The sequence below is a fragment of the Mesorhizobium sp. M0159 genome, from assembly GCF_040322295.1.
Lineage (GTDB): Bacteria > Pseudomonadota > Alphaproteobacteria > Rhizobiales > Rhizobiaceae > Mesorhizobium.
The window spans coordinates 1-21,553 of sequence record NZ_JAMYTF010000069.1 but is presented as its reverse complement, the minus strand read 5'-3'; the positions used below and the strand labels follow the sequence as shown (position 1 = coordinate 21,553).

At 60.0% G+C, this 21,553-nt stretch carries 28 protein-coding genes and 4 pseudogenes; 14 read left to right on the top strand and 18 right to left on the bottom strand.

The window, feature by feature from the left end:
• Positions 1-403: protein-L-isoaspartate O-methyltransferase family protein (locus NKJ32_RS32295; protein WP_352830084.1), on the bottom strand; the 403-nt coding region annotated here is incomplete at its 3' end.
• A gap of 522 nt (positions 404-925) precedes the next feature.
• Between NKJ32_RS32295 and NKJ32_RS32290 the strand changes: the two genes are divergently transcribed.
• Both NKJ32_RS32290 and NKJ32_RS32285 read left to right on the top strand, forming a co-directional pair.
• Positions 926-1,315, top strand: coding sequence for an antitoxin Xre/MbcA/ParS toxin-binding domain-containing protein (locus NKJ32_RS32290; RefSeq protein WP_352708388.1), 390 nt, complete (start codon positions 926-928; stop codon positions 1,313-1,315).
• On the top strand, positions 1,312-1,824 hold the full coding sequence (locus tag NKJ32_RS32285; protein WP_352830078.1) for an RES family NAD+ phosphorylase: 513 nt from the start codon (positions 1,312-1,314) through the stop codon (positions 1,822-1,824). Before NKJ32_RS32290 ends, NKJ32_RS32285 begins: the two co-directional genes overlap by 4 nt.
• 42 nt (positions 1,825-1,866) lie before the next feature.
• Here NKJ32_RS32285 and NKJ32_RS32280 read toward each other — a convergent pair.
• From NKJ32_RS32280 to NKJ32_RS32270, 3 genes and pseudogenes are all read right to left on the bottom strand, one after another.
• Positions 1,867-2,961: pseudogene (locus NKJ32_RS32280) on the bottom strand (tyrosine-type recombinase/integrase).
• On the bottom strand, positions 2,951-3,370 hold the full coding sequence (locus tag NKJ32_RS32275) for a type II toxin-antitoxin system VapC family toxin (RefSeq protein ID WP_502896993.1): 420 nt from the start codon (positions 3,368-3,370) through the stop codon (positions 2,951-2,953). The pseudogene NKJ32_RS32280 and the gene NKJ32_RS32275 overlap by 11 nt, the downstream one beginning before the upstream one ends.
• Entirely contained in the window at positions 3,367-3,609 is a 243-nt protein-coding gene (locus NKJ32_RS32270) for a type II toxin-antitoxin system Phd/YefM family antitoxin (RefSeq protein ID WP_352592901.1), read from the bottom strand. Before NKJ32_RS32270 ends, NKJ32_RS32275 begins: the two co-directional genes overlap by 4 nt.
• Positions 3,610-4,087: 478 nt before the next feature.
• On the opposite strand from NKJ32_RS32270, the gene NKJ32_RS32265 reads away from it, so the two are divergent.
• From NKJ32_RS32265 to NKJ32_RS32250, 4 genes are all read left to right on the top strand, one after another.
• Positions 4,088-4,321 (top strand): AbrB/MazE/SpoVT family DNA-binding domain-containing protein, encoded by a 234-nt coding sequence (locus tag NKJ32_RS32265; RefSeq protein ID WP_352592898.1) that lies wholly within the window; start codon positions 4,088-4,090, stop codon positions 4,319-4,321.
• Positions 4,318-4,722: a type II toxin-antitoxin system VapC family toxin gene (locus NKJ32_RS32260; RefSeq protein WP_352830076.1), complete on the top strand. Its 405-nt coding sequence runs from the start codon at positions 4,318-4,320 to the stop codon at positions 4,720-4,722. The genes NKJ32_RS32265 and NKJ32_RS32260 overlap by 4 nt, the downstream gene beginning before the upstream one ends.
• Before the next feature lie 472 nt (positions 4,723-5,194).
• Positions 5,195-5,446, top strand: coding sequence for a hypothetical protein (locus NKJ32_RS32255; RefSeq protein ID WP_352830075.1), 252 nt, complete (start codon positions 5,195-5,197; stop codon positions 5,444-5,446).
• Positions 5,447-5,454: 8 nt separating this feature from the next.
• Positions 5,455-5,727 carry a nucleotidyl transferase AbiEii/AbiGii toxin family protein gene (locus tag NKJ32_RS32250; RefSeq protein WP_502902719.1) on the top strand — a complete coding sequence of 91 codons (273 nt, stop codon included), beginning with the start codon at positions 5,455-5,457 and terminating at the stop codon, positions 5,725-5,727.
• Positions 5,728-5,730: 3 nt separating this feature from the next.
• On the opposite strand, the gene NKJ32_RS32245 is transcribed toward NKJ32_RS32250, so the two are convergent.
• The 9 genes from NKJ32_RS32245 to NKJ32_RS32205 all read right to left on the bottom strand — a co-directional run bounded on the left by NKJ32_RS32245 (position 5,731) and on the right by NKJ32_RS32205 (position 9,747).
• Entirely contained in the window at positions 5,731-5,988 is a 258-nt protein-coding gene (locus NKJ32_RS32245) for a helix-turn-helix domain-containing protein (protein WP_352708391.1), read from the bottom strand.
• A 49-nt stretch (positions 5,989-6,037) separates the two neighbouring features.
• Positions 6,038-6,220 (bottom strand): type II toxin-antitoxin system RelE/ParE family toxin, encoded by a 183-nt coding sequence (locus NKJ32_RS32240; RefSeq protein WP_502902720.1) that lies wholly within the window; start codon positions 6,218-6,220, stop codon positions 6,038-6,040.
• Between the two features lie 510 nt (positions 6,221-6,730).
• A complete protein-coding gene (locus NKJ32_RS32235; protein WP_352592890.1) occupies positions 6,731-7,159 on the bottom strand; it encodes a type II toxin-antitoxin system VapC family toxin in 429 nt (142 codons plus the stop codon).
• Positions 7,159-7,404 (bottom strand): type II toxin-antitoxin system VapB family antitoxin, encoded by a 246-nt coding sequence (locus NKJ32_RS32230; protein ID WP_352592888.1) that lies wholly within the window; start codon positions 7,402-7,404, stop codon positions 7,159-7,161. Before NKJ32_RS32230 ends, NKJ32_RS32235 begins: the two co-directional genes overlap by 1 nt.
• Positions 7,405-7,873: 469 nt before the next feature.
• Entirely contained in the window at positions 7,874-8,110 is a 237-nt protein-coding gene (locus NKJ32_RS32225; protein ID WP_352830073.1) for an ATP-binding protein, read from the bottom strand.
• Between the two features lie 58 nt (positions 8,111-8,168).
• Complete coding sequence (locus NKJ32_RS32220) at positions 8,169-8,462, bottom strand: SDR family oxidoreductase (protein WP_352624056.1); 294 nt, start codon at positions 8,460-8,462, stop codon at positions 8,169-8,171.
• Between the two features lie 88 nt (positions 8,463-8,550).
• On the bottom strand, positions 8,551-8,721 hold the full coding sequence (locus NKJ32_RS32215; protein WP_352592882.1) for a porin family protein: 171 nt from the start codon (positions 8,719-8,721) through the stop codon (positions 8,551-8,553).
• A gap of 364 nt (positions 8,722-9,085) precedes the next feature.
• Positions 9,086-9,484, bottom strand: a complete 399-nt coding sequence (locus tag NKJ32_RS32210; protein ID WP_352830071.1) for a type II toxin-antitoxin system VapC family toxin — start codon at positions 9,482-9,484, stop codon at positions 9,086-9,088.
• Positions 9,481-9,747: an AbrB/MazE/SpoVT family DNA-binding domain-containing protein gene (locus tag NKJ32_RS32205; protein WP_059186960.1), complete on the bottom strand. Its 267-nt coding sequence runs from the start codon at positions 9,745-9,747 to the stop codon at positions 9,481-9,483. The genes NKJ32_RS32210 and NKJ32_RS32205 overlap by 4 nt, the downstream gene beginning before the upstream one ends.
• A 125-nt stretch (positions 9,748-9,872) precedes the next feature.
• Between NKJ32_RS32205 and NKJ32_RS32200 the strand changes: the two genes are divergently transcribed.
• The 4 genes from NKJ32_RS32200 (at position 9,873) to NKJ32_RS32185 (ending at position 13,385) form a co-directional block, all read left to right on the top strand.
• Positions 9,873-11,279 (top strand): pilus assembly protein TadG-related protein, encoded by a 1,407-nt coding sequence (locus NKJ32_RS32200; RefSeq protein ID WP_352830070.1) that lies wholly within the window; start codon positions 9,873-9,875, stop codon positions 11,277-11,279.
• A gap of 26 nt (positions 11,280-11,305) precedes the next feature.
• A complete protein-coding gene (locus NKJ32_RS32195) occupies positions 11,306-11,725 on the top strand; it encodes a TadE/TadG family type IV pilus assembly protein (RefSeq protein WP_352592874.1) in 420 nt (139 codons plus the stop codon).
• Positions 11,715-12,119 (top strand): TadE/TadG family type IV pilus assembly protein, encoded by a 405-nt coding sequence (locus NKJ32_RS32190; RefSeq protein WP_352455495.1) that lies wholly within the window; start codon positions 11,715-11,717, stop codon positions 12,117-12,119. Before NKJ32_RS32195 ends, NKJ32_RS32190 begins: the two co-directional genes overlap by 11 nt.
• Positions 12,120-13,097: 978 nt before the next feature.
• Entirely contained in the window at positions 13,098-13,385 is a 288-nt protein-coding gene (locus NKJ32_RS32185; protein WP_352592868.1) for a PilZ domain-containing protein, read from the top strand.
• A gap of 147 nt (positions 13,386-13,532) precedes the next feature.
• On the opposite strand, the gene NKJ32_RS32180 is transcribed toward NKJ32_RS32185, so the two are convergent.
• Complete coding sequence (locus tag NKJ32_RS32180; protein WP_352592985.1) at positions 13,533-13,778, bottom strand: hypothetical protein; 246 nt, start codon at positions 13,776-13,778, stop codon at positions 13,533-13,535.
• 143 nt (positions 13,779-13,921) lie between these two features.
• Positions 13,922-14,226, bottom strand: a pseudogene (locus NKJ32_RS32175) (ISNCY family transposase); the annotation flags it as partial.
• A gap of 455 nt (positions 14,227-14,681) precedes the next feature.
• Between NKJ32_RS32175 and ligD the strand changes: the two are divergent.
• Positions 14,682-16,457, top strand: coding sequence for a DNA ligase D (gene ligD / locus NKJ32_RS32165; protein WP_352830068.1), 1,776 nt, complete (start codon positions 14,682-14,684; stop codon positions 16,455-16,457).
• Between the two features lie 78 nt (positions 16,458-16,535).
• Here the strand turns inward: ligD and xth are convergent, their stop codons facing one another.
• Positions 16,536-17,327 carry an exodeoxyribonuclease III gene (xth, locus tag NKJ32_RS32160; RefSeq protein ID WP_352624050.1) on the bottom strand — a complete coding sequence of 264 codons (792 nt, stop codon included), beginning with the start codon at positions 17,325-17,327 and terminating at the stop codon, positions 16,536-16,538.
• Positions 17,328-17,786: 459 nt separating this feature from the next.
• On the opposite strand from xth, the gene NKJ32_RS35640 reads away from it, so the two are divergent.
• Together NKJ32_RS35640 and NKJ32_RS32155 are read left to right on the top strand one after the other, a co-directional pair.
• Entirely contained in the window at positions 17,787-18,662 is an 876-nt protein-coding gene (locus NKJ32_RS35640) for a hypothetical protein (protein WP_502902718.1), read from the top strand.
• Between the two features lie 256 nt (positions 18,663-18,918).
• Positions 18,919-19,436: pseudogene (locus NKJ32_RS32155) on the top strand (exodeoxyribonuclease III).
• Between the two features lie 140 nt (positions 19,437-19,576).
• Here NKJ32_RS32155 and NKJ32_RS32150 read toward each other — a convergent pair.
• Positions 19,577-19,759 carry a hypothetical protein gene (locus tag NKJ32_RS32150; protein WP_352625720.1) on the bottom strand — a complete coding sequence of 61 codons (183 nt, stop codon included), beginning with the start codon at positions 19,757-19,759 and terminating at the stop codon, positions 19,577-19,579.
• A 373-nt stretch (positions 19,760-20,132) separates the two neighbouring features.
• A pseudogene (locus NKJ32_RS32145) lies at positions 20,133-20,435 on the bottom strand (PilZ domain-containing protein).
• A gap of 844 nt (positions 20,436-21,279) precedes the next feature.
• Here NKJ32_RS32145 and NKJ32_RS32140 point away from each other — a divergent pair.
• The coding region (locus NKJ32_RS32140; protein ID WP_352830066.1) for a hypothetical protein at positions 21,280-21,553 on the top strand (274 nt) is incomplete at its 3' end.

Genomic DNA, 21,553 nt, shown 5'->3' with positions numbered 1-21,553 from the left:
CTACGCTCCAAACCTGCCCGGCGAGTTCCGCGAGGATTGCGGTTTGATAGCCCAGGCCAGTGCCGATCTCGAGCACCGCCTCGTGCGGTTGGGGAGCAAGGAGATCGGTCATGAGAGCGACGATGAATGGCTGCGAGACGGTTTTATCGAAGCCGATCGGCAGCGGCATGTCCTGGTAGGCATAAGGTGCAACCGAGGCTGGCACGAAGAGATGCCGCGGCACTCGCCGCATCGCTGCCATCACCCGCTCATCGAGCGCCGCCTTGCCGAGTTCTTCGCTTGCAAGGTCGGTATGGATTGCAATCATCTCGACCATGTGCCTGCGTAGGACCGCGAGGTGCTCTTCGTTCATTGGCTTCATGACGGTGGGGCTTTCCTCAACCAGATTGCTGCCGGTGAGCATTATATCCTGTTCGTCACGGTAGCGCCCGCCATCGTTTCCATTACGGGTGCCCAGGGCAAGCGTGGGTGACCGTCTTGGCAGGCTATCGCCGGCGGCGACCCTGGAGATTCTGGGCGCTATATCGCCATAGCGGTTTGTCCCGTATGCGGCTATCTCGCGCATCAGCTTCGCCAGCACCGGCCGGGAGGGCGAGGCGCCGGAGCCGTGCTCCTGGTGGACGAGGCGGCAGCCAGCCACCTTGACCTCGTCGACTTGGGCGTCGGTCGCCCGATCCTCGGTCGACGGGGGCATCGCCAATGGGCGACCGATCGGGAGAACTGGACGTTGTGCGTGCATTTGGCCGGTTTCGGGGCTTTTGTGGGTTTTTGTGCACACAAGGAATGTGCCAGAACACGAACGTGTGAATGCGTCTGGTGAGGCCTCAACGACGTCTCATCCGCCAACCGAGACTTGTAGTCCGTCGCGCAATGCCATATCTTATGCACAAGAAATGTGTTTCTGAATATGGCAAGGGAGACAGGAATGACCCAAGCGTTGAAAGCTCCAGTTCAGAACGAACCGTTGGTGCTGTCCTATATGGATCGGGCTGGGAAGATCGCTGTCGCCCAGGTTGCGGATGGATTCGGTATGTCCAAAGGTCAGCTTGCCGAAACGGCGGGTCTTGCGCGGGAAACCCTCTATAGGGTTGAGCGTAGCCGTGCTGCAAAGACGCAAGGTCGCCTTCGTGAAATGCTTGAGATCATCAGCAGGGTGACCGACTGGGCTGGAGGCAAGGAGCAGGCGATGGCTTGGTATCGGGCGCAGCCGATACCGGCCTTCGGCGGACGGACGGCGGAAGCTCTGGTTAAGGAAGGCAAGGCCAGCGCGGTTCGCGACTACCTGGATCACGTCGCCGTTGGTGGCTTTGCTTGAGGTTTGCCGGAATTTGCTACCGCGCCCATGATCCGCGTTGGTCGTTCCAGCCGATCTCAGGCGACGGAGCGGCTATTCGGGGTGCCAGATTCAACCCGAAAGGTGTGCGTACGCTTTATCTGGCGCTCGACGTCATGACGGCCGTGAAGGAGGCCAATCAGGGTTTTGCGCATCGCATTGATCCCTACGTGCTCTGCTCATACGAGATCGATTGCGATGACATTGCCGATCTGAGGACGGCGCAAGGCCAGGCCGACGCCGGGATCCGGTTCGAAGATATGGCTTGTGCATGGATGGATTTTCTCGCCGATGGCAAACGGCCGCCGTCATGGAGCATCCATGACCGCTTCGTTGCTGAAGGCAAGTTCGGCATTCTCGTGCCCAGCTTCGCGCCAGGTGCCGGCACATCCGATCAGAACCTCGTGCTATGGAGCTGGGGCGAGGTGCTCCCGCACCAGGTCAGGGTGATCGATCCGGGAGGCCGGCTGCCTCGGAACCAATTGTCCTAGAGCTAACGCCGCAAGGGTCGGATCGAATTGCGACTCAGGCGATTATCCGCCCGCCCGCCCGAGTGTGCGTTCCGCGTCATTGTAGTGTTCGAGGCCTGCTGCACGGAGCGATGCTGCGACTGCTGGATGGCTTCGGGCAGCGGAATGGCGCGGCGTGCGGTTTCGGTGAGATAGCCGGAGCGCAAGCCATGGGCGGAGAAGGCTTGCGGATCGAGCCCGGCCTCGGCGGTGCGCCGCTTCAGGATCAGATTGACGGCCTGCGGCGTCAGGGCGCGCTTCGAGATTGCCCCAGCGGTCGAGGCCGCCAAACACGGCGCCGTCGCTGATCCCGGCGCGCGCCAGCCAGTCTTTCAAAACCAGCACAGGCCGGCCGACGAGCAGCACGAAAGCGTCGCTGTCGGCTTGCGTCGTCTCTTTGCGGCCGAGCCGTATCGACAGGCATGGCAATTTATCGCCGTCGGAAGCGTTGGGATCGGCCGGAACCGGGTCTTCGTCGACCAGCTGTTCGACGCGAAGAGCAGAAATTTCGCTGCGACGCCGGCCGCCGGAGGCGAAGGCGCTGATGAGAATCGCGCGATCCCTGACGTCGACGAGACGGTTGCCGGCGCATGTTTTCAGGAGGGCGGCCAGAATATCGGCGGTCTTGATCGCGCTCTGCAGCCCGGCGCATTGAATTTTCCGACAAGTTCCGCCCCATTTGGTCAAGATTGACCAGCTCGACAGCCGCCGGCGCACGGTGGACGACGCGTGCGGTTTTTTGTCATCCGTAACAGGCCCTGGGCTACCCACCGACGCCGCTACGTCAGCCGGCATGCCCTGCGCCGGGTCGGCCTCGCGTTTCGAAAAATCCCAAACGTAGTGAGCGACGAATTTGAGGAGCAGGGATTCCGGCGCCGGCCAAGGCAGAGGCTGTCCGGTGGCGGCCAGCGACTAGGCGTCGAGATAGCCGAGGTCGGGCGAGCGCGCGGAGGGAGTTTTTGCCGATGCCTTCCTGGGCCAGATGGCGCAGCATCGCGACGTCGTCGTGGGTCAAAAGTTCGCGGCGGTCGAAGGGCAACACCGAATCCAATGCGAGTCGAGCGCCTCGGCGCGTCGAACACCATTGCCCGATGGCCGACCGACGCGGTCAGTTGCCATTCGCGAGCGGTCCGAGAATTCGGATTCCCTGGCCGCGCGCGGCAACTGCAAGCTTGCGATCGAGGGTGGCCAGCGGCAACGCGGTTTCGATTGCCAGCGCAAGGTAGGCGGCGTCATAGGCGCTAAGACCGTGCGCGATGGCAAGCTCGATGATGGCGCCGTCACGCCCTGCGCCCGCATCCTCAAGCGGCAGCCGGCGAAGTCGCGCCATTGCGGAGATCGATTCGCCGGGAACGATCCGCCCGCGCCGTTCGGCCGTCAGGACAATGCTGCGCGCCTCGTGCCAGAACAGGGAAGGGACTGGAGATTGGCCTCTCAGTCCCGCGATTGTTGTTTCGGCCGCCTCACTGTGCTGCTCCGGCAAGAGCCAGGCAGCGGCAAAGGAGGCGTCGAGGACCAAGATCATCAGTAGCGATGCCCTTCGTGACGCCAGGCCAGGATCTCTTCAGTGGTCACGGGCTTCGCCTTAGCGCGCGCGGCGCGAACCTCGTCGATCAAGGCGTCCAGCCGGTTATCCTTGTGGATTCGGGAGAGTTTTGCGATCGGATCGTTGCCACGCGAAATAATCACTTCCTCGCCGGCCTCGACTTTCGCCAGCAGTTCGGAGAGATGGGTCTTGGCCTCGCCGACCTTCACTGTGATGGTCATTTTTCCGTCCTCGTGTGGCGTTGTACGCTGTGGCCTCCTTGTTCCGCCACGGCCACTCTCGTCGCGCTGAGCGCAGCCTTGCACGACAAAGTTTGCGCGACCATAGCGTCGATTCCGTCGGTTGGTCAAGGCTTGGTCAAGTCACCGATAAGAGGTCATTATCGATAGTGTTCTTTGGCCTCACATCATCCTCGGTGACTGTGGCTTTCACTTCCCGATTTCAATTAAAGCCCTAAGCTGAAAAGTCAGACGATGGTTTTTGCCTTCTCGCTTCAATCGAAGGCGAGCGACGGGCCTTTTCCGAGGCTGTTGGCCCCAGTCCAGATGAACTCAAGAGGGTCGCGGCGGTGCCGAGTTCCGAAGGTCAGCGGCAAAGGATCTGCGGACATCGCGGCTAACGGCTCAGGGCAACTCCCGATACTTGAATCCATCGCGCGGAGGTAATACCATATTTCGAGGTGTCCTTACCGAGGCTGCAATGACAACGACCGTAACCGCAAAAGGTCAAGTGACCATTCCCAAGCCCGTGCGCGATCTCTTGGGCATCGCACCGGGCAGCCAAGTGGATTTTCGCCGCGCCGCCGACGGCAGCGTGGTGTTGGTTCGTGCGGACGAAAAACGGCCGGCGAGCCGCTTTGCCAAGCTGCGCGGCCATGCCGGCAAGGGGCTGAGCACCGAGGCGATCATGACCTTGACGCGCGACGAAGCGTGACGCTGGTGGACACCAACGTTCTGCTCGACCTCGTCACCGACGATCAGGACTGGGCGGAGTGGTCGATCGAACAGTTGGAGTCCGCCTCGCTGCGCGGACCGTTGCTGATCAACGACGTCGTCTATGCAGAGCTCTCGGTCCGCTACAGCCGGATCGAGGATCTCGACGCCTTTCTTGACGCGGCCGGCCTCGAGATCGTGACGATGCCGCGGCCGGTGCTATTCCTGGCCGGAAAGGTGTTCACCCAGTATCGCAAATCGGGCGGATCGCGCACCGGGGTGCTGCCGGATTTCTTCATCGGCGCCCACGCGGCGGTCGGTGAGCTGCCGCTGCTCACCCGCGACGTCGGCCGTTATCGCACCTATTTTCCATCGCTGATGTTGATCACGCCAGCCTGCTGAGCGCGCCTGGCGAGGCCTCGAACCGCGCCGGTAGGGGAGGGTGCTTTTTAGAGCCCGGACGCTTTGGTCAGGTTGACTCGGTAACGATCGCGGCGGCGTTGGTATTTGCGGGTGTCGGTTTTATTTCCCGATTTCAATTGAAGTCGTAAGCTGAAATGCGGAACCGCCGTTTACACCTTACGGCTTCAAGCGCGAGGAGGGGACCGTCAGAGCCTTTGGTGAGTCGACGCGGAACCGTCGCGCGCGGCAGCTAGTAAGGGCGGGACGTGCCGGAGTCATGCTCCGAAGTCAGTTCGCAGCCGGCCGAATGCTGCTCGACCCGCGCGCTTCTGTAGCTCGTCCGTCTACGCGCGCATGACCGCTCAGGCGTCACTGTGGTCGACGGAAGGACGATTGTGAGCCTCGCGAGCCATTTGCAGTGCCCGAGTCTCGCAGCTTGTGCCCATCCACGAATTGACTATTTTGCATGACTATGAGCGAGCATCTGGCCTTGGTTCTGACGACAGTTAACGCGCCCTACAGCGAACAGCTCGACGGGGTGGCGCTGGCTCATTGTCTTTCGGATCTAGATCGGGCGAAGCAGTATCCTGGGCAGGTCAGTGCCTTCCTTGCAGAAGTGCCGGTCGAGCAGCAGATGGAGTTCGCCGCCGCGCACCAGATAGCGGTCGATGATCTGAAGGCTTTCGCGGCCCATTTCTCTGCCTGGTCCGGCGAGACCTATTAACTCGCTGCTTGATGATCGAGGTCCATAGCCGTCGTCCGTCCGAATGGCGGCGGCTTTTCGCCATTGCTGCCGATCTGATCGACCAGCTCCGGAAGAAGGCCGGAGGTTTTGAATTCGAATGGTCGTTTGGCGGCGGCACGGCGATGATGATCGAGATCAACCATCGCGAAAGCCACGACGTCGATATCTTCCTCGACGACCCTCAGCTACTCGGCTTCATTGACCAAGAGCCAACAGGGAGGGCATTGCCGGTCGCCGGCAGAGCAACTTGGCCATATTAGGCGTTAGGCGGCGACAGTTCCATGTCTCGCCTTCTCGACCGTGACGGTCACCTTTCGGTCAAGCCGGTTCAGCACCCGCACAAGCCGATCGATGGTAAACTTGCCAAGATGGGCGTTGCGGATGTTCGAAATATCCGACGGCCTAACGCCGGTCACCTCCGCCGCAGCTCTGACCGTGAGGTGCCGCCGATTCAGCGCAGCGATGATCTCGGCCGCCAGGAAGGCCTTCATCTGCTTGGTATCGGCGTCGGGATCCCCCATGTCCGCGTAGACATTGCCGCTGCCTCTGACGATCTAGATTTTTTCTCTGTCATGACTCGATCTTCCGTGTTTGCTTCAGCCGCGCCTTGATGAGGTCGATCGCCTCCTTAGGCGTGGCGATGCCCGTGGTCGACTTCTTCTGGAATGCACGCACGACCCAGATGGAATCGCCGAGCTGGACGGCATAGATGACCCTGTAGGCGTCGGAGGGGTAGGGCAAGGTGATTTCCATCACGCCTGACCCCGGTGCTTCATCGGCTTTGCCAGATCGGCCTTCTGCCCGAAGCTTGCGACCGCCAGCGCGTCCAACATTCTATCCTGCACGGCTTTTGGCTTGCCGGCCGCAAGGTGGTGAAGCGGCGCTGAGGGCGGCGATGGTGCGGCTGCTCGACAGCCGCCTGAGCGCACCGACGGGGCGCTGACCGTCGCCAACCTGGCGCGCGAGGCCGGCGTCAGCCGGGCTACAGCGAACGCGCCGTCGCACTTCTCGCGGAGTTCCGTGCGGCCGAGGCCCGCCAGCGGTGGTCGTCTCCAAGGCCCTCAAGGAACGCGTCCCTGCACGCCCGGCAGCTCCAGCCCGCCGAGGGCCCCGTCGTGACGGGGTTGATCCGGCCGAAGAAAACCAGTGCTGCAGCGAACGTTCCTCGTAATATTGCGTTTAGCCATGAAAGACGACGATTCGCCCAAAGCATGCAAAAGGGGCCCATCGGCTCTCGCGCCGCGATGCAAGGCCTGGAAAGCCTTACGCCAGATCAGTTTGTGAAAAGTCATTGCCCTTGTAAAGCAGGGCAAGCCGGTGAGCCTTCGCGCAAGCATAGGCAAAACAATCGCCGAAATTGAGATCGGCTTTGTGCCCGACTGCTTTGCCGTATTTCATGCTGGCTTCGATCGCCCGGTCGCCGATGTCGCCGGATATCATGATTTCTTTGCCGGCGATCTCGATCAAAAAGGCGTCGACGGTATCACGGGCTTGCGCCAGCATGTCGGCCGTGGGCTTGGCGTTCTTTTTGATGGCTTCGGCCGATGCTCGCGCGAGACCCTGGGCTGCCTCGAACCGGACGAGCGGGGAGATATACAGCGGCTTGGTCGCGGCCGCGAGCCGCTTTTCCAGTTCTTCCGCGCCAGGTTCCTCGTTCAGGATGGCAACGATCACCGAGGCATCGACGAACATCAGTCGTCGCCCCACATTTCGTCGGTGAATTTCTTCATATCGAAATCAGGGTTGGCCGGCCCGATCCGCCGCGCCATTTCCTTGACTTTGGCAAGTCTCTCGCGCAGCGGGACGCTGCCGCGGTTGCGCTCGATCTCATGGCGCAAGGCGGTTCTGACGGCCTCGGTCTTGCTGCGCGCGTTGGTAATCTGCTGCAGCTCGACGGCCATGGCATCGACGTCGGGATCGCGAATGAAGAGCGGCATTTGTATATCTTCCGAGTGATATATGTATATCACATCCGAGATATACTCGCCAGCGAATTCGCGAGCGGCGGTTTTGGTAAGGAGGGGAGGGAGGAATGCAGCTCGCGAAAATCCGTCGGGAGGGTCGGTTCTGGTGCTCAGTCGGGCGGATTGCCAGGACGCCTGACGCAGCCGAACCTTCTTTCGATCTCGTCCGGCCGGTCAGCATGAGCTTTTTGCTGCAGCCTGATATGCAGCTTCGATATCACGATCGTGTGCCGAAACATCCCAGACAGCGTGCTGCGGGGAAGGGGCCATTTATGAAAACCTGGATGGTTGATTTTGGGGTCGTACCAAAGGAGTTAGCATTCGCACAAATGCCAAGCCCGCTGCCCCGGGAAGGTGCAGCGGGCCCTTCAAAATAATGGTCCTGCGATGGCTTCAGCCGATCGTCACGGCCACGTCGATCGAACTCCTCGCTAGACTGAGACTAGGCGTTCTGAGCGCGGAGATGGCGACCGTTCCGGATCTCGGCGGGCACACCGGGGCCATTGTCGGCGATCACGATCTGGAGGTCATTGCCTTCAAGCGCCGTTTCGATCTCGATCCGCCGCGGTCCCGGTATCTCCTGCAGCGCCTGTTGCGCGTTGACGATCAGGTTGTAGAACACCTGATGCATCTGGTCAGGGTCAAGTTCCAGAGGCGGCAGGCCCTCGCGAGCCGGCATTGCACCTCGATGCCTGCCGTGCGCAAACCGTAGCCGGCGATATCGAGAACCGCGCGGATCAGATCGTTGACGTCGATACTGCGGCGCTCCGGCTGGCGTTGTCGCGGGACGCCAGAAACACCACCGCATTGGCAATTTCCTCGGCCGTCCCAAAGCGGCCTGCCGGGACCATCCCGACGACAGCTTTCGCCCGAGCCTTCGTTTCCACCGGACCCAGACCAAGCTTGTCGTTGAGCGGCGTGTCTATCGGGCCCGGGCTGATCACATTGGCGCGGATGCCGCGCCCTATCAGCTCACCGGAGAGCGTTCGCGCGATAGCAGAATGACGGCGAAGACGCCGAACCGCCGACACGTGAAGCAATCAGCACTTCCGTGGCAGAAGGATCAATCCACGGCCAGGAAAAGCACACCGTCAGTATGGAACCTCAGACATGGGCGGCTCAGAAGCGGTATGTTATGCCGAGAACCGGACCGGACAGGGTTGCATCAAACACATAGCCTTCGTCATCGTAGTCGATCGGCAAGTGCTTATAGCCGGCGGAAACCGAGAAGTGGTCGGTAAGCAGGTAATTCACGGTTCCGAGCACCTGCCAGGTGAAATCGGCGCCCACCCCGGGGCCCTCCTATATCCGCCTGCGCCATCACGGAAAGCCTGTCGGTGATGTTGTAGAAGGCGCGCGCCCCGATCACCGGATCGACCCAGCCGAAATCCTCCTCGCGCGACAGGAGAACCCAGCATATTGCACTGTCACATCATTCGAGATGTACCAGACGCGGGCGCCGGCAAGCGCGTCGAACGTGAACTGCGGAGTGTCCAGGACACGATCTGTAAGGAGAACGCAAAGTTCACCGAACCTGCTCATTCTACAGATCAGCAGTTGCTCTCGTTGTGGCTAGCTGTTTAGTCCCGGCATTTAATGGGTTGGATTCCGCCAGGCGCGTCAGGCAATACAATGTCGACACGCCTGAGGACAGCTAGGAAAGAAGCTGAACAGGATGTCCTTGCGCTGACAGCAGTTTAACCGCTTTGCGGTCGAAGGAGAGGAATGTCTCCCCGCCCAGCCAGTCGCCGTCGAAGGCAATCACGCCGTCCGCAAAATCACCGCCGGCCTCAAGCACTGCAAGCCCTGCCACGACAGCTGGCCGGTTGACGACGACATTTGCGGTATTCGCCAAGGCTCGGATTGCCGCCACGATATCTGCGCGTGCGGTTTGATACTGTCGGCCCAAAACCCATGCGAACTCGCACAAGGCCTGAAGGCTAACGGCCACGATGTCTGCCTTCGCCAAGAGATCGACGGCCGCTTCCGCCTGTCGTTCATCGTCGGCGACATAGGCACGCAGCAGAACGTTGGCATCGGCCGTGACTTTCATTCCTTGCTCGATCCCGCTGCAGTACCCGCTTCCGCGATTGCCTCGTTGATCTCTTCAATGCTCAACACCCGGCCATTCGTCTTGCCCTTGAGAAAACCGTAGAGCTCCCGGAATGATCCCTTCGCCCGCGCCGCCTTCAATTCCGCCCGGCCGTCGGGGAGCAGATCAAGTTCGATCTTCTCGCCCGGCCTGATGCCCAGATGCTGCAGAACGTCCTTGCGGAAGGTCACCTGTCCCCGTGCCGTCACCGTCAATGTAGTCATTTTCGCAGCTCCAACTCATCCACACGATTAGATAATGCAAATCTGCATTATCATCAATAGCAAAGGCGCGTTGTCGAGCAGTTGCGCTCTGGCGGGTCCACAATCACAACGGCCGGAGGCATCCTGTGCGCGTAACGAATCGCGACATCGGCATCGCCGGCGCGCAGGTACAGCTATTAGCAGCGTGCTCGCCGAGTGCGGCGGCCGGAGCTCGTGCCGGCCGCCCAAGGAGCGCACCTGTCAAATGGAGTGAAATCCTTAGTCGTTCCTTCATTCATCCTGGCTTAAATATTTCCATGGAATGGGGCGCCCGTATCTTGAGGCGGTTTGTTAGCCGTCTGCTACAAACAGGCGAGAGCGGCAACGTTGCTACTATTTTTGCCCTGTCTTTGCCGATTGTCGTCGGCGCAGCGGGTCTCGGTATCGAGACCTCCTACTGGTATTTTAGCAGCCTGAAATTACAGGCGGTGGCGGATGCGGCGGCCTATGCTGGCGCTTTGGAAAAGATTTCGGGATCTGACAAGCCAACGATTGTCTCCGCCGCGACACTGTCAGCGACGACGAACGGCTGGGACCCGTCAACAGGCACAATCGAAATCTTCACGCCTCCGTCTTCCGGCCCGAATGTCGCCCAAAAGGCCGTCGAGGTCATCGTTCATCAGACCCTCGATCGGTTTTTCACATCGATATTCACGCAAAACCCGGTCGGCGCACGGGCAAGAGCGGTGGCTCTTATCACGGATTCTTCAAAGGCCTGCCTTATGGCGCGCAATCCTTCCGCTCCGAAAGCGGCGCTGTTTTCCGGCAGTTCGAACCTCAAACTGACCGGCTGCGTCGTGATGTCGAATTCGATAGCCGCGGACGCCATCAAGCTTCAGGGATCGGCAAACCTTCAGGTCGATTGCCTAATATCGGCAGGCGGTGTTTCGTTGAGCAACCCCGTGACGACCGTCTGCGCCAGTCCGATAACCCAGGCGTTGCCCGCTGCCGATCCTTTTGCCGACTTGCCGGCGCCACCGGCCACGAACCCCTGTCAAAACAGCAATCAGTCGACGTTGCAACCTGGAACATACTGCAGGGGGCTCAGCTTGAGCGGCAATGTGACGCTCTCGCCCGGGGTATACGTCATTCAGGGGGGAGATTTCAAAGCGAACTCGAATGCAAATATTTCAGGCGAGGGAGTCATTATCTATCTGGCCGGCAGCTCGGGCGTCAGCATGAACGGCACGGCCATTGTCAAGCTCAGCGCACCGACGTTAGGCACCTATTCGGGGGTGCTGTTTTACGGAGACAAAGCTAACCAGACGGGATCGAACACGTTTAATGGCACGGCAGATTCGCTTTTGACCGGCGCTTTGTATTTTCCAACACAGGATGTCAATTACCTCGGCAATTTCTCGGGCAAAGGTGGTTGCACTCAGGTCGTCGCCAGTACCGTGCAGTGGTCCGGCAATGCGAACGTCAATCAGGATTGCACGAGCCTTGGGATGCGAGACATTCCGGCCACGCAATCGATAAAGCTTGTCGAGTAATCTTCGTGGCACGGTTACCAGCCCGGATGTTCGGGAGCGATTCGGGTATTGCCGCGGTGGAGTTTGCGCTGGTTGTGCCGATCCTTTGCCTGGTACTTCTTGGCATCATTGACGGCTGGTCTTTTGTATCAAGCGCGTTGTCGATGCGTGCGGGCGTGAAAACGGCGGCCAATCTCGTGATGCAAGGCGCAGCCGACGACGCGGCTACCCAGACCGTCGCCCTTTCGAGCTGGGAAAATCATCCCGATGACGCGCAGGTGACGCTGAGCCGGAAACATATGTGCGGGATCATCGTGGTCGATCCATCTGTGCTGTGCGACAGTTTGAAAGCTTCCGCGGTTTTCGTTGAAATACAGGCGACGGCCACCTGGTCCCCGCCCTTCAGTTTCGGCGAGTTTTCCCTCTCGCGCGAGCTCAGCCACAAACAGGTGATACGTGTTCGCTAAAGGGAGAGCCTTCATACGTGAGGCATCAGGCGGAGCCGCACTGGAGTTCGCGCTGATCGCGCCTATTCTGATAATGCTTTTGATCGGCATCTTCGCATTCGGCTGGGCTCTGAATGCCATGTCAAGTGTTCGCTACACTCTGGAAACGTCCTCACGAGCGCTGCAAATGAAGAATTCGCTGACCGAAGCCGAGATAAAAGCGATAGCCACGGCAAAATTGCTGAGTTTGGGATTAACCGATGTCGACATAACAATAGCAATCGACGCCCCCAGCGGCGGCTTTCGAATGGCCCATCTGACCGCCAAATATGCGTTCGCGATCGAGTTTCCGTACTTCGACCGATACTCGATAAATTATGCGACAACTGTCACAGTTCCATTGGTTGCGTCATGAGCGCACCCAATAGTCTCTTTACGCAACATGCGCAGTGATCGGCTTGTTCTTCTTTGCTCGCGTTCAGGTCTGCTTCACCGCCACCGGCGCAGAACGTAGACTTCGGGCGCGGGCCTTCATCCTGGCTATAGATCGGGGACGGCATGTATGATCACGGCCTTTGCCCCGGCAATGCGCGGCTTGCCGTCCCTCACCTCGGCCGCTATTCCCTGCCTAACGCCATCGCCCGCGCGCTGCACAGCGCGGACCCGACGGCAGAGACTCCCTGACGGACATAATGCCGGCCGCCGGCTCCGCGCTCGCTCACGATCTCGCCAGTGCGGAAGTCCATGCACAGCGGGCGCTATCGCTTAACGGCGATCGGCGCCGGCCTGGCGACGAAGAGCACATATTCCGGCAGTTATTCCCTCGCACAGCGCACCTGCGGGTGCCGCGGACAAATTCGCCGATATCATTCAGGCGCCTGTCGAACATCGGGAGGAGCCGCTTGGTCCGGGCACAAGCCTGGACGATCATCTCTCCGAAAAAAACTGGCGACGCCACGCGAGGACAATTTCGAGCATGCCGTTGGCGAGACGCTTCTGGTCGCGATTGCGCGGCGTCTTGAGAAAGCAATCAGACGTGGTGACTTGGTTGCGAGATTGGTGGAGATGAATTCGCACTGCTGATGTCCGGCCCTGCGATGGGACCGGCGACCTTAGCCTCCCGACGCGGCTCATGAAGAACTTGGCGCAACGACTGAAGGCGGACGTTGGCACCCCCTCCGGGCGGACCCATCGGCTACCCGGAAGGGTAGTTCAAGAATCCTGACAGGGCGCTGTATCAGGCCGAGGCAAGGGGCCGAGGCATATGGAAACACCCTTTTGACCCGACTGGACAGCGATCGCAGCTCGACGCGGGTAACAACGCTCCGCGATTCAATCCGGCTCGCGCGTGGGCGGTTCTGATATACAAGTGGGGCGCCTAACGGAGGTCACAATGGTTGAAGAAGGCGACAACCGCCGCGAACGGAGACAGCGCGTCCTGAAGGGTGCCGCGATCATTAACGGCATCAACAACTCCGAAATCAGCTGCACCATTCGAAACCAGAACGTCGGCGGAGCCGAACTCAAGGTGCCGGTCGAAGCCCTGGTGCCGGAGCATTTCCTTCTCTACGTGCCGACCGATGGCGTTGCCTATCGGTCTGTGTTGCGCTGGCGCAGGAACGACCGTGTCGGTGTGCAGTTCACCGAAACAGTGCCCAAACCGCGCCTTCACTATGGCTGAAGTTCTCGTCGCACCAGCCGAGCACCACCGGTAGCAACAGTTGGCACTGACCTTCAACACAGCAAGGGAAGCCGCCGCACGGCCATGGGCAAAGGCTCAACTCACACAAGCCGTCGATTGTCTCGTCGACCTTCAGGTTCTGACCGCTCAGCGCGGCATCGCGCCAAAATGTCGCCGCATCACGTTGATCAGGAAACGGACGATGATTGGAACCGAACTCGCCAGCGCGGCCTCGCGGCGGTAGACGACCGAGAGGCTCTGCCGCCCCAGGATTTCCCCGGTCAACCGCCGCAACCCCGGCTCGCTATCTCCGATGATGCGGGGCAGCACCGCGAGGCCGAGCCCCGCCACGGCCGCCGCGGCCATGTCGGCCATCTCGCGATTGACCAGCACAATGCTGGCCTGCTAGAGGCCGCTTCTCCAGGTGGTTGCGGTTTCCGGTTGATTGGGAAACTCGTCCAACATTGCGAGCATATCTCCGCGGGTATCGCTCTCGGCGTCCGCCATATCAACTTTGACATTTGGGCTCTCGCCCTGGCGGCAGCCATTCCGGCAAGGACCTGTTCACGGCGCGCGATGATCGTAGGGTCTTTCGTGAAAACCGTCTTCTTGCCGGGCTTGCGGCCACGCTTCACATGGCCGTTGCTCTGACTTCCATCGGGAATGCCGAACATGTGGTTCGTCTGACCAGTGTGCGTCGCGGCCCACGCCGGCTCCGCTGAAGGTCGCGGCCAATCTGCAATCTGGGGACCAGTTCCAGGGCGGCATCGAGCCGCTTGTTCTCGATAACCTCCGATCTGTGGACTGAACGCAGCTTGTCGAATGTTCTGTAGGGCAGGGTGATGCCGACGATGCTTTTTGTCAGGTTCGTGCCCAACCAAGAGCAGGGCTTTCGGTCGCAAATGCTACGGAGGCAGTAGGTTTCCCTCTTCCTTGGCCGCTTCGAGAAACGCCCTGCGGACCACTTCGGGTTTCACCTGATCGATCATTTCATCCATGCAGAGCTGCACTGCGCTATGCCACTTGGGGCCACGCTTGGCAGCTGCTCGGCGGCCCCTTCTCGACGTTGTTGCACTGATAGGCAATGCCAGCGCGGCTGGTCCTTACGGACACTGGCGGGGAGAACCAATGGAGCGACATTCGTACATAAGTGACGGCTTAACTCAGAGTTCCCTCAACCAAGCCCGGTTCGAGCAAGGATCGGGTAAACCGGCTCGGGACCCTACTCCTCCGGCCAGCTCTGTTGCGGAACCTATTCAGCGGCACCAAAGTTGGGGTGGAGGTCAGGAGTGTGCGATGAGTTCCAAAACCGGGGATGGTCGGCTCTCTTTCATTGAGTTTCAGTCGCCCACGCTGGTCGAGAACGCGCCTGAGGGCAGCGACTGGCTTCATGAGATCAAGTACGATGGCTACCGCACCGAACTGATCATTGAGGGCGGCAAAGCGCGAGCCTTCACGCGCCGTGGCTACGACTGGTCGCACCGATACCGACGAATGGTTCAAGCGGCGGCGGGCTTGCCGGTGAAGGCGATCATCGACGGGGAGGCTGTCGTTCTCGGCGACAGCGGCCTGCCGGATTACCAAGCCCTGGAACGGGAGTTGGGCAATCCAAACTCGGCAAGGCTCATCTTCTACGCGTTCGACCTGCTGCACCTCAACGGGCGCGATCTACGACAGCAGCCGCTGGTTAAGCGCAAGGCAGCCCTGGAGAAACTGTTGAAGAATACGGCGCCGACACTGACCTATGCCGAGCATCTGGAGGTGAGCGGCACGGACGTGTTTGAACATGCCTGCCGAATGGGCTTGGAGGGGATTGTGTCTAAGCGCACCGATGCCACGTACCGCTCGGGTATCCAGACGAGTTGGCTCAAGGTGAAGTGCATTAAGAGCGACACTTTCCCCATCGTGGCATTTGTCGAGAAGCTCGGCGCTTACCCGCGCCGCATCGCATCGCTTTACATCGGCCGTCGCGAGGGCGACCGACTGCTCTATGCCGGGAAGGCTCGCAGCGGCTATACATTGAGCGCTGCGCAACGGGTTCGAGAGCGGCTTGACCCGCTGATCATCAGCAAGTCACCTTTGTCAGAGCCCATCGTGAAACCGAAGGCGACGTGGGTCAGACCAGAGGTGCTGGCCGAGGTACAGTTCAGCGGCGTCACTGATCGCGGCGTGTTGCGCGAGGCAGTATTCAAGGGTCTGCGAGAAGACCTCGTGGCGATCCCGGCCAAGCCTCCGGCGCCATCAAAGCGACGTGGGCCAGCCCAGGAACATGGCGTTCCCAGCGAGAACATCCTGCAACTGCTGCCCGACGCGGTCTCGCCCTCCAAGGAAGAGCTTGCGCGTTATTGGCAGAGGGTTGCCGATCACGCACTCGTCCATCTCGGCCACCGACCGCTGAAGCTGGTCCGCCATGCTCTCGGGGCAACCTTCTACCACAAAGGCGCGCTGCCGAAGATCCCAGCAGCAGTGCATCAGTTGCGCGTTCAGAAGCGCGGGGGTGGCGAAGGTGTGCGCGTGTGGGTGGACGACCTTGCCGGCTTGCTGGGGCTGGTCGAGATGAATGCGGTAGAGCTGCATCCTTGGAATGCCACCGTTGACGACATCGAGCATGCCGACCGCATCGTTCTGGACCTTGATCCGGGCGAGGGGATCGAGTGGGATAAAGTGATCGAGACCGCGCTAACGCTCCGCGACATCATGGAAGCGGAAGGTCTGGAGAGCTGGCCGAAGGTGACGGGCGGCAAGGGAATTCACCTGATGGCCCCACTTGAGACGAAGATCACGCACGACAATGCCCGGCTCCTTGCCCGATCGTTCGCCAAGCGCCTCGCTGAAGCTCATCCTGATCGCTATCTGCTCTCCGCCGCGCCGGCAGCCCGAAAGGGCCGCATCTTCATCGACTACCTTCGCAATGGGCGCGGTAACACGGCGGTCGGCCCCTTCTCCCCACGGGCGCGACCTGGCTTCCCAATCGCCCGTCCCGTGACCTGGAGCCAGGTTGAGGCAGCCATCCGTCCAGATGCCTTTACCATTGACCGTCCGTTCAGGGCGGCCGCCAGAAAGGCAGCGTGAGCATCAAGGACAGGGGACGAACTTCCCATAAGGCATCTGTTAGCAGTGGGCGAAGACGCCCGCCGAACAATGGATGACTCAACTCGTTGCCGAGAGGTCGAGCTCTATCCAGGCAGGCACATGATCGCTCGGCTTTTCCCAACTTCGCAGGTCAGCGTCCACGCCCGCGTCACGTAACCTGTTCGAAAGTGATGGGCTGACGAGGAGATGATCCATCCGCAGGCCGGAGCTCCGATCATAGCCGCCCCGGTAGGAGAAGTTCCAATACGTGTAGATGCCTTTTTCCGGATGGATGGTACGGACGGCATCCATCCAGCCATTGTCTAGCATTTCGGCGTAGGCCTGCCTGCTCTCCGGAAAGTAGACTGCGTCGCCCGTCCAACGTCTCGGCACCACGGCATCGAGCGGCGTTGGCACGACGTTGTAGTCGCCGCACAGAACGCTTGTGATCCCCTCCTTGAGCAGTAGCTGGCCGTAGCTGATCAGACGGTCGAACCAGCGGAGCTTATAGTCGAATTTCGGGCCGGGCGCTGGATTGCCGTTGGGCAGGTAGATGCACCCCACCACGATCCCATCCACCTCTGCCTCGATATACCGGCTGTGAGTATCGTCAGGGTCACCCGGCAGGCCGCGTCGACGCTCCAGGGGCTCCTTTCCCCGTGCGAGTATAGCTACACCGTTGTAGGACTTTTGCCCGTGCCAGATCGCGCCATAACCGGCGTTCCTGACGGCTTCCGCGGGAAATTTCTCATCCGAAGTCTTCAATTCTTGAAGGCACACGATGTCATAGTCGGTCTGACCCAGCCACTTGATGAGCAAGGGCAGGCGACCGTTCACGCCGTTCAAGTTGAAGGTCGCGATGCGGGTCACTCGGAGTTCTCAACAAACATTTGCCCATTGGCAATGGAAGGCTCAGGTGCTGATCCTCGCATCATGCCGGCAATGGGGGAGTTGTCAGTCGTCTTTGTAGGACTTGGCTGCCTCGCCAATCTTTCGCCAGTCGTTTCCGTACCGACGCACCAATTCCCGCGCCTGAGTTGGCGACAGATCCTGTGTCTCGAGGGCATGTTTCACCTCTGCGTCCGCCCCTTTTATGGGACGCGAACGAGCCTTTTTCGGCCGCACGGCCGCAGCCGCTCTCATCTGATTTAGACATCATTCGTCCTCTCGGCAGTCCTTAACCGACGAGTGTGGGGAAAGTTTCACTGCGCGCGTCCTGAGCATTGGGCATCAGGGTTCAGGCGCAATATTCCCGCGGGGCTTGTCCGGCTGGTGAACCTTTAGGGCCGGCGCTGCGTTCAGTGCAGCGAACTCGACTGATGCACTACGATGGAATCCGACGCTCGTCCCCCGCCGCAGAAACGCGAGGCACCTGGTGCCGAAGCCCGCTTTTCGTTCGATCGAATGGCGGTGGAGCGGTTTCAGCAAGCTTTTCCGCGTGCCAGATGGAGCGACGAGCGCAGGAGCTGGTTTGTCCCCGGCAACACAGCAGCCCGGCGGATCGACCGCTGGCTGGCGAAAGAGGCAGCGTTACGGGCGCCCCATGACGATAGCAAGGGACGCGATGCCTTCGCCTTCGACCCAATTTCGAGCCGGTATCTGGAAATTGCGGACGACCTCCGTATTCGCACGCCGTATTCGAGGACGGTGCTTGAAGAATTGCGTGCGGTTCCGTGGGCGAGTTGGGACGATGAGTTGCGGGCCTGGAGAGTTCCATGCCGCTCATATGAAGAGCTCCGGCGCCGATGGCCAAACATCGAAAAGGCTGCGCAGCTTGCCGAACCGGAGGAAAGGAAACTGCGACGTGCGGCTGCCAGGAACACCGAAGCATATAAGGCCGCACAAAAGCGGGCTGCTGAACGCCGGCGCCATCGCTACCCGTTGCCAGTTCAAGATCTACCTACCCTGGGCCGCGCAGTCGCAACGGAACAGTACGGGATTGTCGTCTTCGATGAAATTTCCGGTGAACTGGTTGAGCTATCCGACGCAGCCACCTTCTATCCCCACGCAATGCCTCCGAACGGCGACTTCGTTTGGGGCAGGTGGCGTTGGGCTACGCTGGCCGAGCTTGTGAGCACATGGCCCGCTCGGGACGGGCCAACCGAACGCTTCAGGGGCTGGTGGAGGCCAACGCTTGCCGAACTTAGAGCTGCCCGTCGAAAAGCCCGCAGTCGGGAGCGTAGTAGGCGAGGTCGCGAGCGATAGATGCGGCGCTAGCCTGTGTGGCAACGCGTTGCTTGGTAAAGTGATTCCCGATCAGCGAGGGGAGTCGGGTGTCGCTTAGAAAACGACTGCATTCTTGCGGTGAACTGCCATGGTCGAACACAAGCTGGGCAAAAAGTGAGCCTCGGCCGCACAGGATGCCGGCGAAGTTGACGATAGCAAGAGCTGAGGGTTCAGCGCAGGGGGAAACGCCACCCCGCGCTGCGCGCCGACTGCCGCGAATATCTCACGAGGGGGCATGCACATGACTCGCATCGCTACCTTCAATGTGAACGGCGTCAACGGCCGACTGCCTGTGCTCCTGAAGTGGTTAGGCGAAAGCGACTACGACATCGTTTGCCTGCAGGAATTGAAGAGGTCGGACGTCAAGTTTCCTATCGATGCGATCAGAGAGGCGGGTTACGGCGCAATCTGGTACGGCCAGAAATCCTACAACGGTGTGGCGATCCTGGCCCGAGGAATGGAACCTGTGGAAGGCCGACGCGGCCCTGCCTGGCGATCCTGACGACACTCAGCCGCTATATCGAGGCCGAGGTGGATGGGGTCGTTGTGGGCTGTCTCTATCTGCCCACTGGCAATCCAGCGCCTGGCCCAAAGTTCGACTACAAGCTGCGCTGGTTCGATCGTCTCATCAACTACGGCCAGCACTTGCTCGAAATTGGGGCACCCAGTGTTCTCTGCGGCGACTATAACGTCGTTCCAACCCAAATCGACGCCGTGGTGCCAAGGCGACGGCTGGGCGATACTAACGATTAAACCGGATTCTCTCGAAATGACAGGCTTGGCGCGCCGTTCCAGACCGGGAAGCTGTTGTCCAGGCGGGCGATGTCGCCTGCACGAGCGAACTCGAAGCGGCGTTTGACGAGTATATTGTACCGAGTCGCGTCGGCGCGCAGCTAGGCTGCCTTCTTAAGCTCCGCCACCTGAACGCCCAGCCGGAACGCCTGACCATCTGCAAACGAGCGCGCGTAGCTCTCGGATGCAAAAGGGACGGTGGTGGTGGTGCCATTGACCGTCACGCGGACCGACCAGTCTTTGTCTCTGACGATTTCAACGGCATGTCGCTCATGCGGAGCCATGCATTCCTCCCAGAATTTGAGGAGGGAGGATAGCGTCGCAACACTCGTTTGCATGCAAATAATCCGACACCGCGATGTCAAAATGTCAAAACAGCGCACAGCTAGGCGAACTTAAGTCGATGTCGTCGCCTTGAGCTGTTCAGGTGGTCTCTTGGCGAAGTTAAAAAGTGCGGTGGCAGTCTCTTCAGCCGTCCAGCCTTGCTCGATGCAAGAGGACACCAGAGCCGTGAAAGCGGTTTCAAGGACGGCTGCGCAGTTCACGTCCTGTCCAGGCTGTCCTCGGCAAGAGTGGGCGGTGCAACTTGTGCTGTTTGGGACATGAAAAATAACTGGCAGTGCCAGAAAAAAATTCTGACTTTCATCTTGCCGTCGGTCAGCCGTAGTGAAGTTTCGGTTTTGGCTCGGTGCCGGTGAATTTGACGCCGATGCGGTCGTTGCGACGCCAGCGAACCTCCCATCGATAGGCAACTCCATCGACCGACACGTAGAGCAAGAAGCGATCGGGAACCCTTGGCATCGGGCGCGACCTTCAGCTCAGCGCCCCCCTCATGCTGATTGCGCAAGGTGCAGCTGATCTGGATCCGGTGATGATCGTCCCGCCCTTTAGCACACGTTGGCGGCGCTCGCGCCGATGCTCGTCGGAATTCTCATCAACTGGGTTCGCGGTGTTTGCCATCGATAAAATGTCAGATCAGCTGAATTCGCCCGCTAGGTATACCGAACACAGGCGCGCAGCAATGGATCGGTCATGTTGCCCTATTACGTGACATTACAGGGCATGCTCAGGTGAATCTGTCGGGTCGCGCAGAAAAAAGGCAATCATCTAGCAAAGGTCCCGCGTTTGCCGACATGCCGATCAACACGGTTTCCAAGCTTCTGGTCGACGCCGACCTAAATGCTGACCTTCCGGCAGACAGGCCCAGTAGCCGTCGAACTCCACCTCGTATATCCAGGCGTCGCCTCGGGCGGCTTCTCGACCAAGGTCGGCATCAAGGCTCAATGAACTCCAGCCGGCTGGTGCCTGCACCTGCCCACCTACGCAAGGAACCGAGCCTGGATCGTGAGATCCGGCGGCTAGGGGTAATCAGATTACCAAAATTAGCAATGATGCATGAGATGGCCTATAACTTGCGCAACCGGCGAACGACCCAATTGCCGCCAGTTAGCGCCAGCGGCCGCTGGTCACCCCCCGATTGGCTGCCGGGCCGTTCCTATCAGACCGCTACGCTCGATTGATCGGCTACTCGCGACTATCGAAAGCCACCAACAGGTCAAGGGCCGCAGCGACTTCGAGGATAGCCTCGGTTATATGGTCGTCGCATACTGTCAAATCAGGCGCAGACTGCCGAACGTGGTATAGTGCGGCTTTGACCGAGACGGTGTCCCCCCGGTCCGCCCTGTTGAGGATTGCGGCAATCGCCTGTTCTAGAACTGGACCGACCCTTTGGACGATGCTCATCCACCTCCCCCCCGGGAACGCTAGCGTCAAAACTAACGTGTTCGAGGCCGGAATGCAACCGATGGGCGAAATCGCGACTATTTTTCGGTCTAATCGTTGCGCATCCGCAAAGGAGACCGAAGGCAAACATGCCGCAGCGGAGCCAAGGGCGATGAATCGTCTCAGAAGGCTCATCGTTGTCAGAGTTACAAAAGTTGAACTGCATCGGGGAACACTCTTTCTGTCTGCCTGTTCAATTTGCCAGGCGCATCCCGCGCATTCAGACAGGAGAAAGAAGATGAAACGCATCCTTTTGGCTTCGGCCGTGCTGGCGGTGTCGGCCGGGCTTTCCTTTG

Bases quoted from the DNA above. Each gene is read 5' to 3' on its own strand.
- NKJ32_RS32290 (WP_352708388.1), top strand. From the start codon at position 926: ATGACCCAAGCGTTGAAAGCTCCAGTTCAGAACGAACCGTTGGTGCTG.
- NKJ32_RS32270 (WP_352592901.1), bottom strand. From the start codon at position 3,609: ATGACCATCACAGTGAAGGTCGGCGAGGCCAAGACCCATCTCTCCGAA.
- NKJ32_RS32265 (WP_352592898.1), top strand. From the start codon at position 4,088: ATGACAACGACCGTAACCGCAAAAGGTCAAGTGACCATTCCCAAGCCC.
- NKJ32_RS32255 (WP_352830075.1), top strand. From the start codon at position 5,195: ATGAGCGAGCATCTGGCCTTGGTTCTGACGACAGTTAACGCGCCCTAC.
- NKJ32_RS32245 (WP_352708391.1), bottom strand. From the start codon at position 5,988: ATGGGGGATCCCGACGCCGATACCAAGCAGATGAAGGCCTTCCTGGCG.
- NKJ32_RS32240 (WP_502902720.1), bottom strand. From the start codon at position 6,220: ATGGAAATCACCTTGCCCTACCCCTCCGACGCCTACAGGGTCATCTAT.
- NKJ32_RS32235 (WP_352592890.1), bottom strand. From the start codon at position 7,159: ATGTTCGTCGATGCCTCGGTGATCGTTGCCATCCTGAACGAGGAACCT.
- NKJ32_RS32230 (WP_352592888.1), bottom strand. From the start codon at position 7,404: ATGCCGCTCTTCATTCGCGATCCCGACGTCGATGCCATGGCCGTCGAG.
- NKJ32_RS32225 (WP_352830073.1), bottom strand. From the start codon at position 8,110: ATGCCGGCTCGCGAGGGCCTGCCGCCTCTGGAACTTGACCCTGACCAG.
- NKJ32_RS32210 (WP_352830071.1), bottom strand. From the start codon at position 9,484: ATGAAAGTCACGGCCGATGCCAACGTTCTGCTGCGTGCCTATGTCGCC.
- NKJ32_RS32205 (WP_059186960.1), bottom strand. From the start codon at position 9,747: ATGACTACATTGACGGTGACGGCACGGGGACAGGTGACCTTCCGCAAG.
- NKJ32_RS32195 (WP_352592874.1), top strand. From the start codon at position 11,306: ATGTTCGGGAGCGATTCGGGTATTGCCGCGGTGGAGTTTGCGCTGGTT.
- NKJ32_RS32185 (WP_352592868.1), top strand. From the start codon at position 13,098: ATGGTTGAAGAAGGCGACAACCGCCGCGAACGGAGACAGCGCGTCCTG.
- ligD (WP_352830068.1), top strand. From the start codon at position 14,682: ATGAGTTCCAAAACCGGGGATGGTCGGCTCTCTTTCATTGAGTTTCAG.
- NKJ32_RS35640 (WP_502902718.1), top strand. From the start codon at position 17,787: ATGGAATCCGACGCTCGTCCCCCGCCGCAGAAACGCGAGGCACCTGGT.
- NKJ32_RS32150 (WP_352625720.1), bottom strand. From the start codon at position 19,759: ATGGCTCCGCATGAGCGACATGCCGTTGAAATCGTCAGAGACAAAGAC.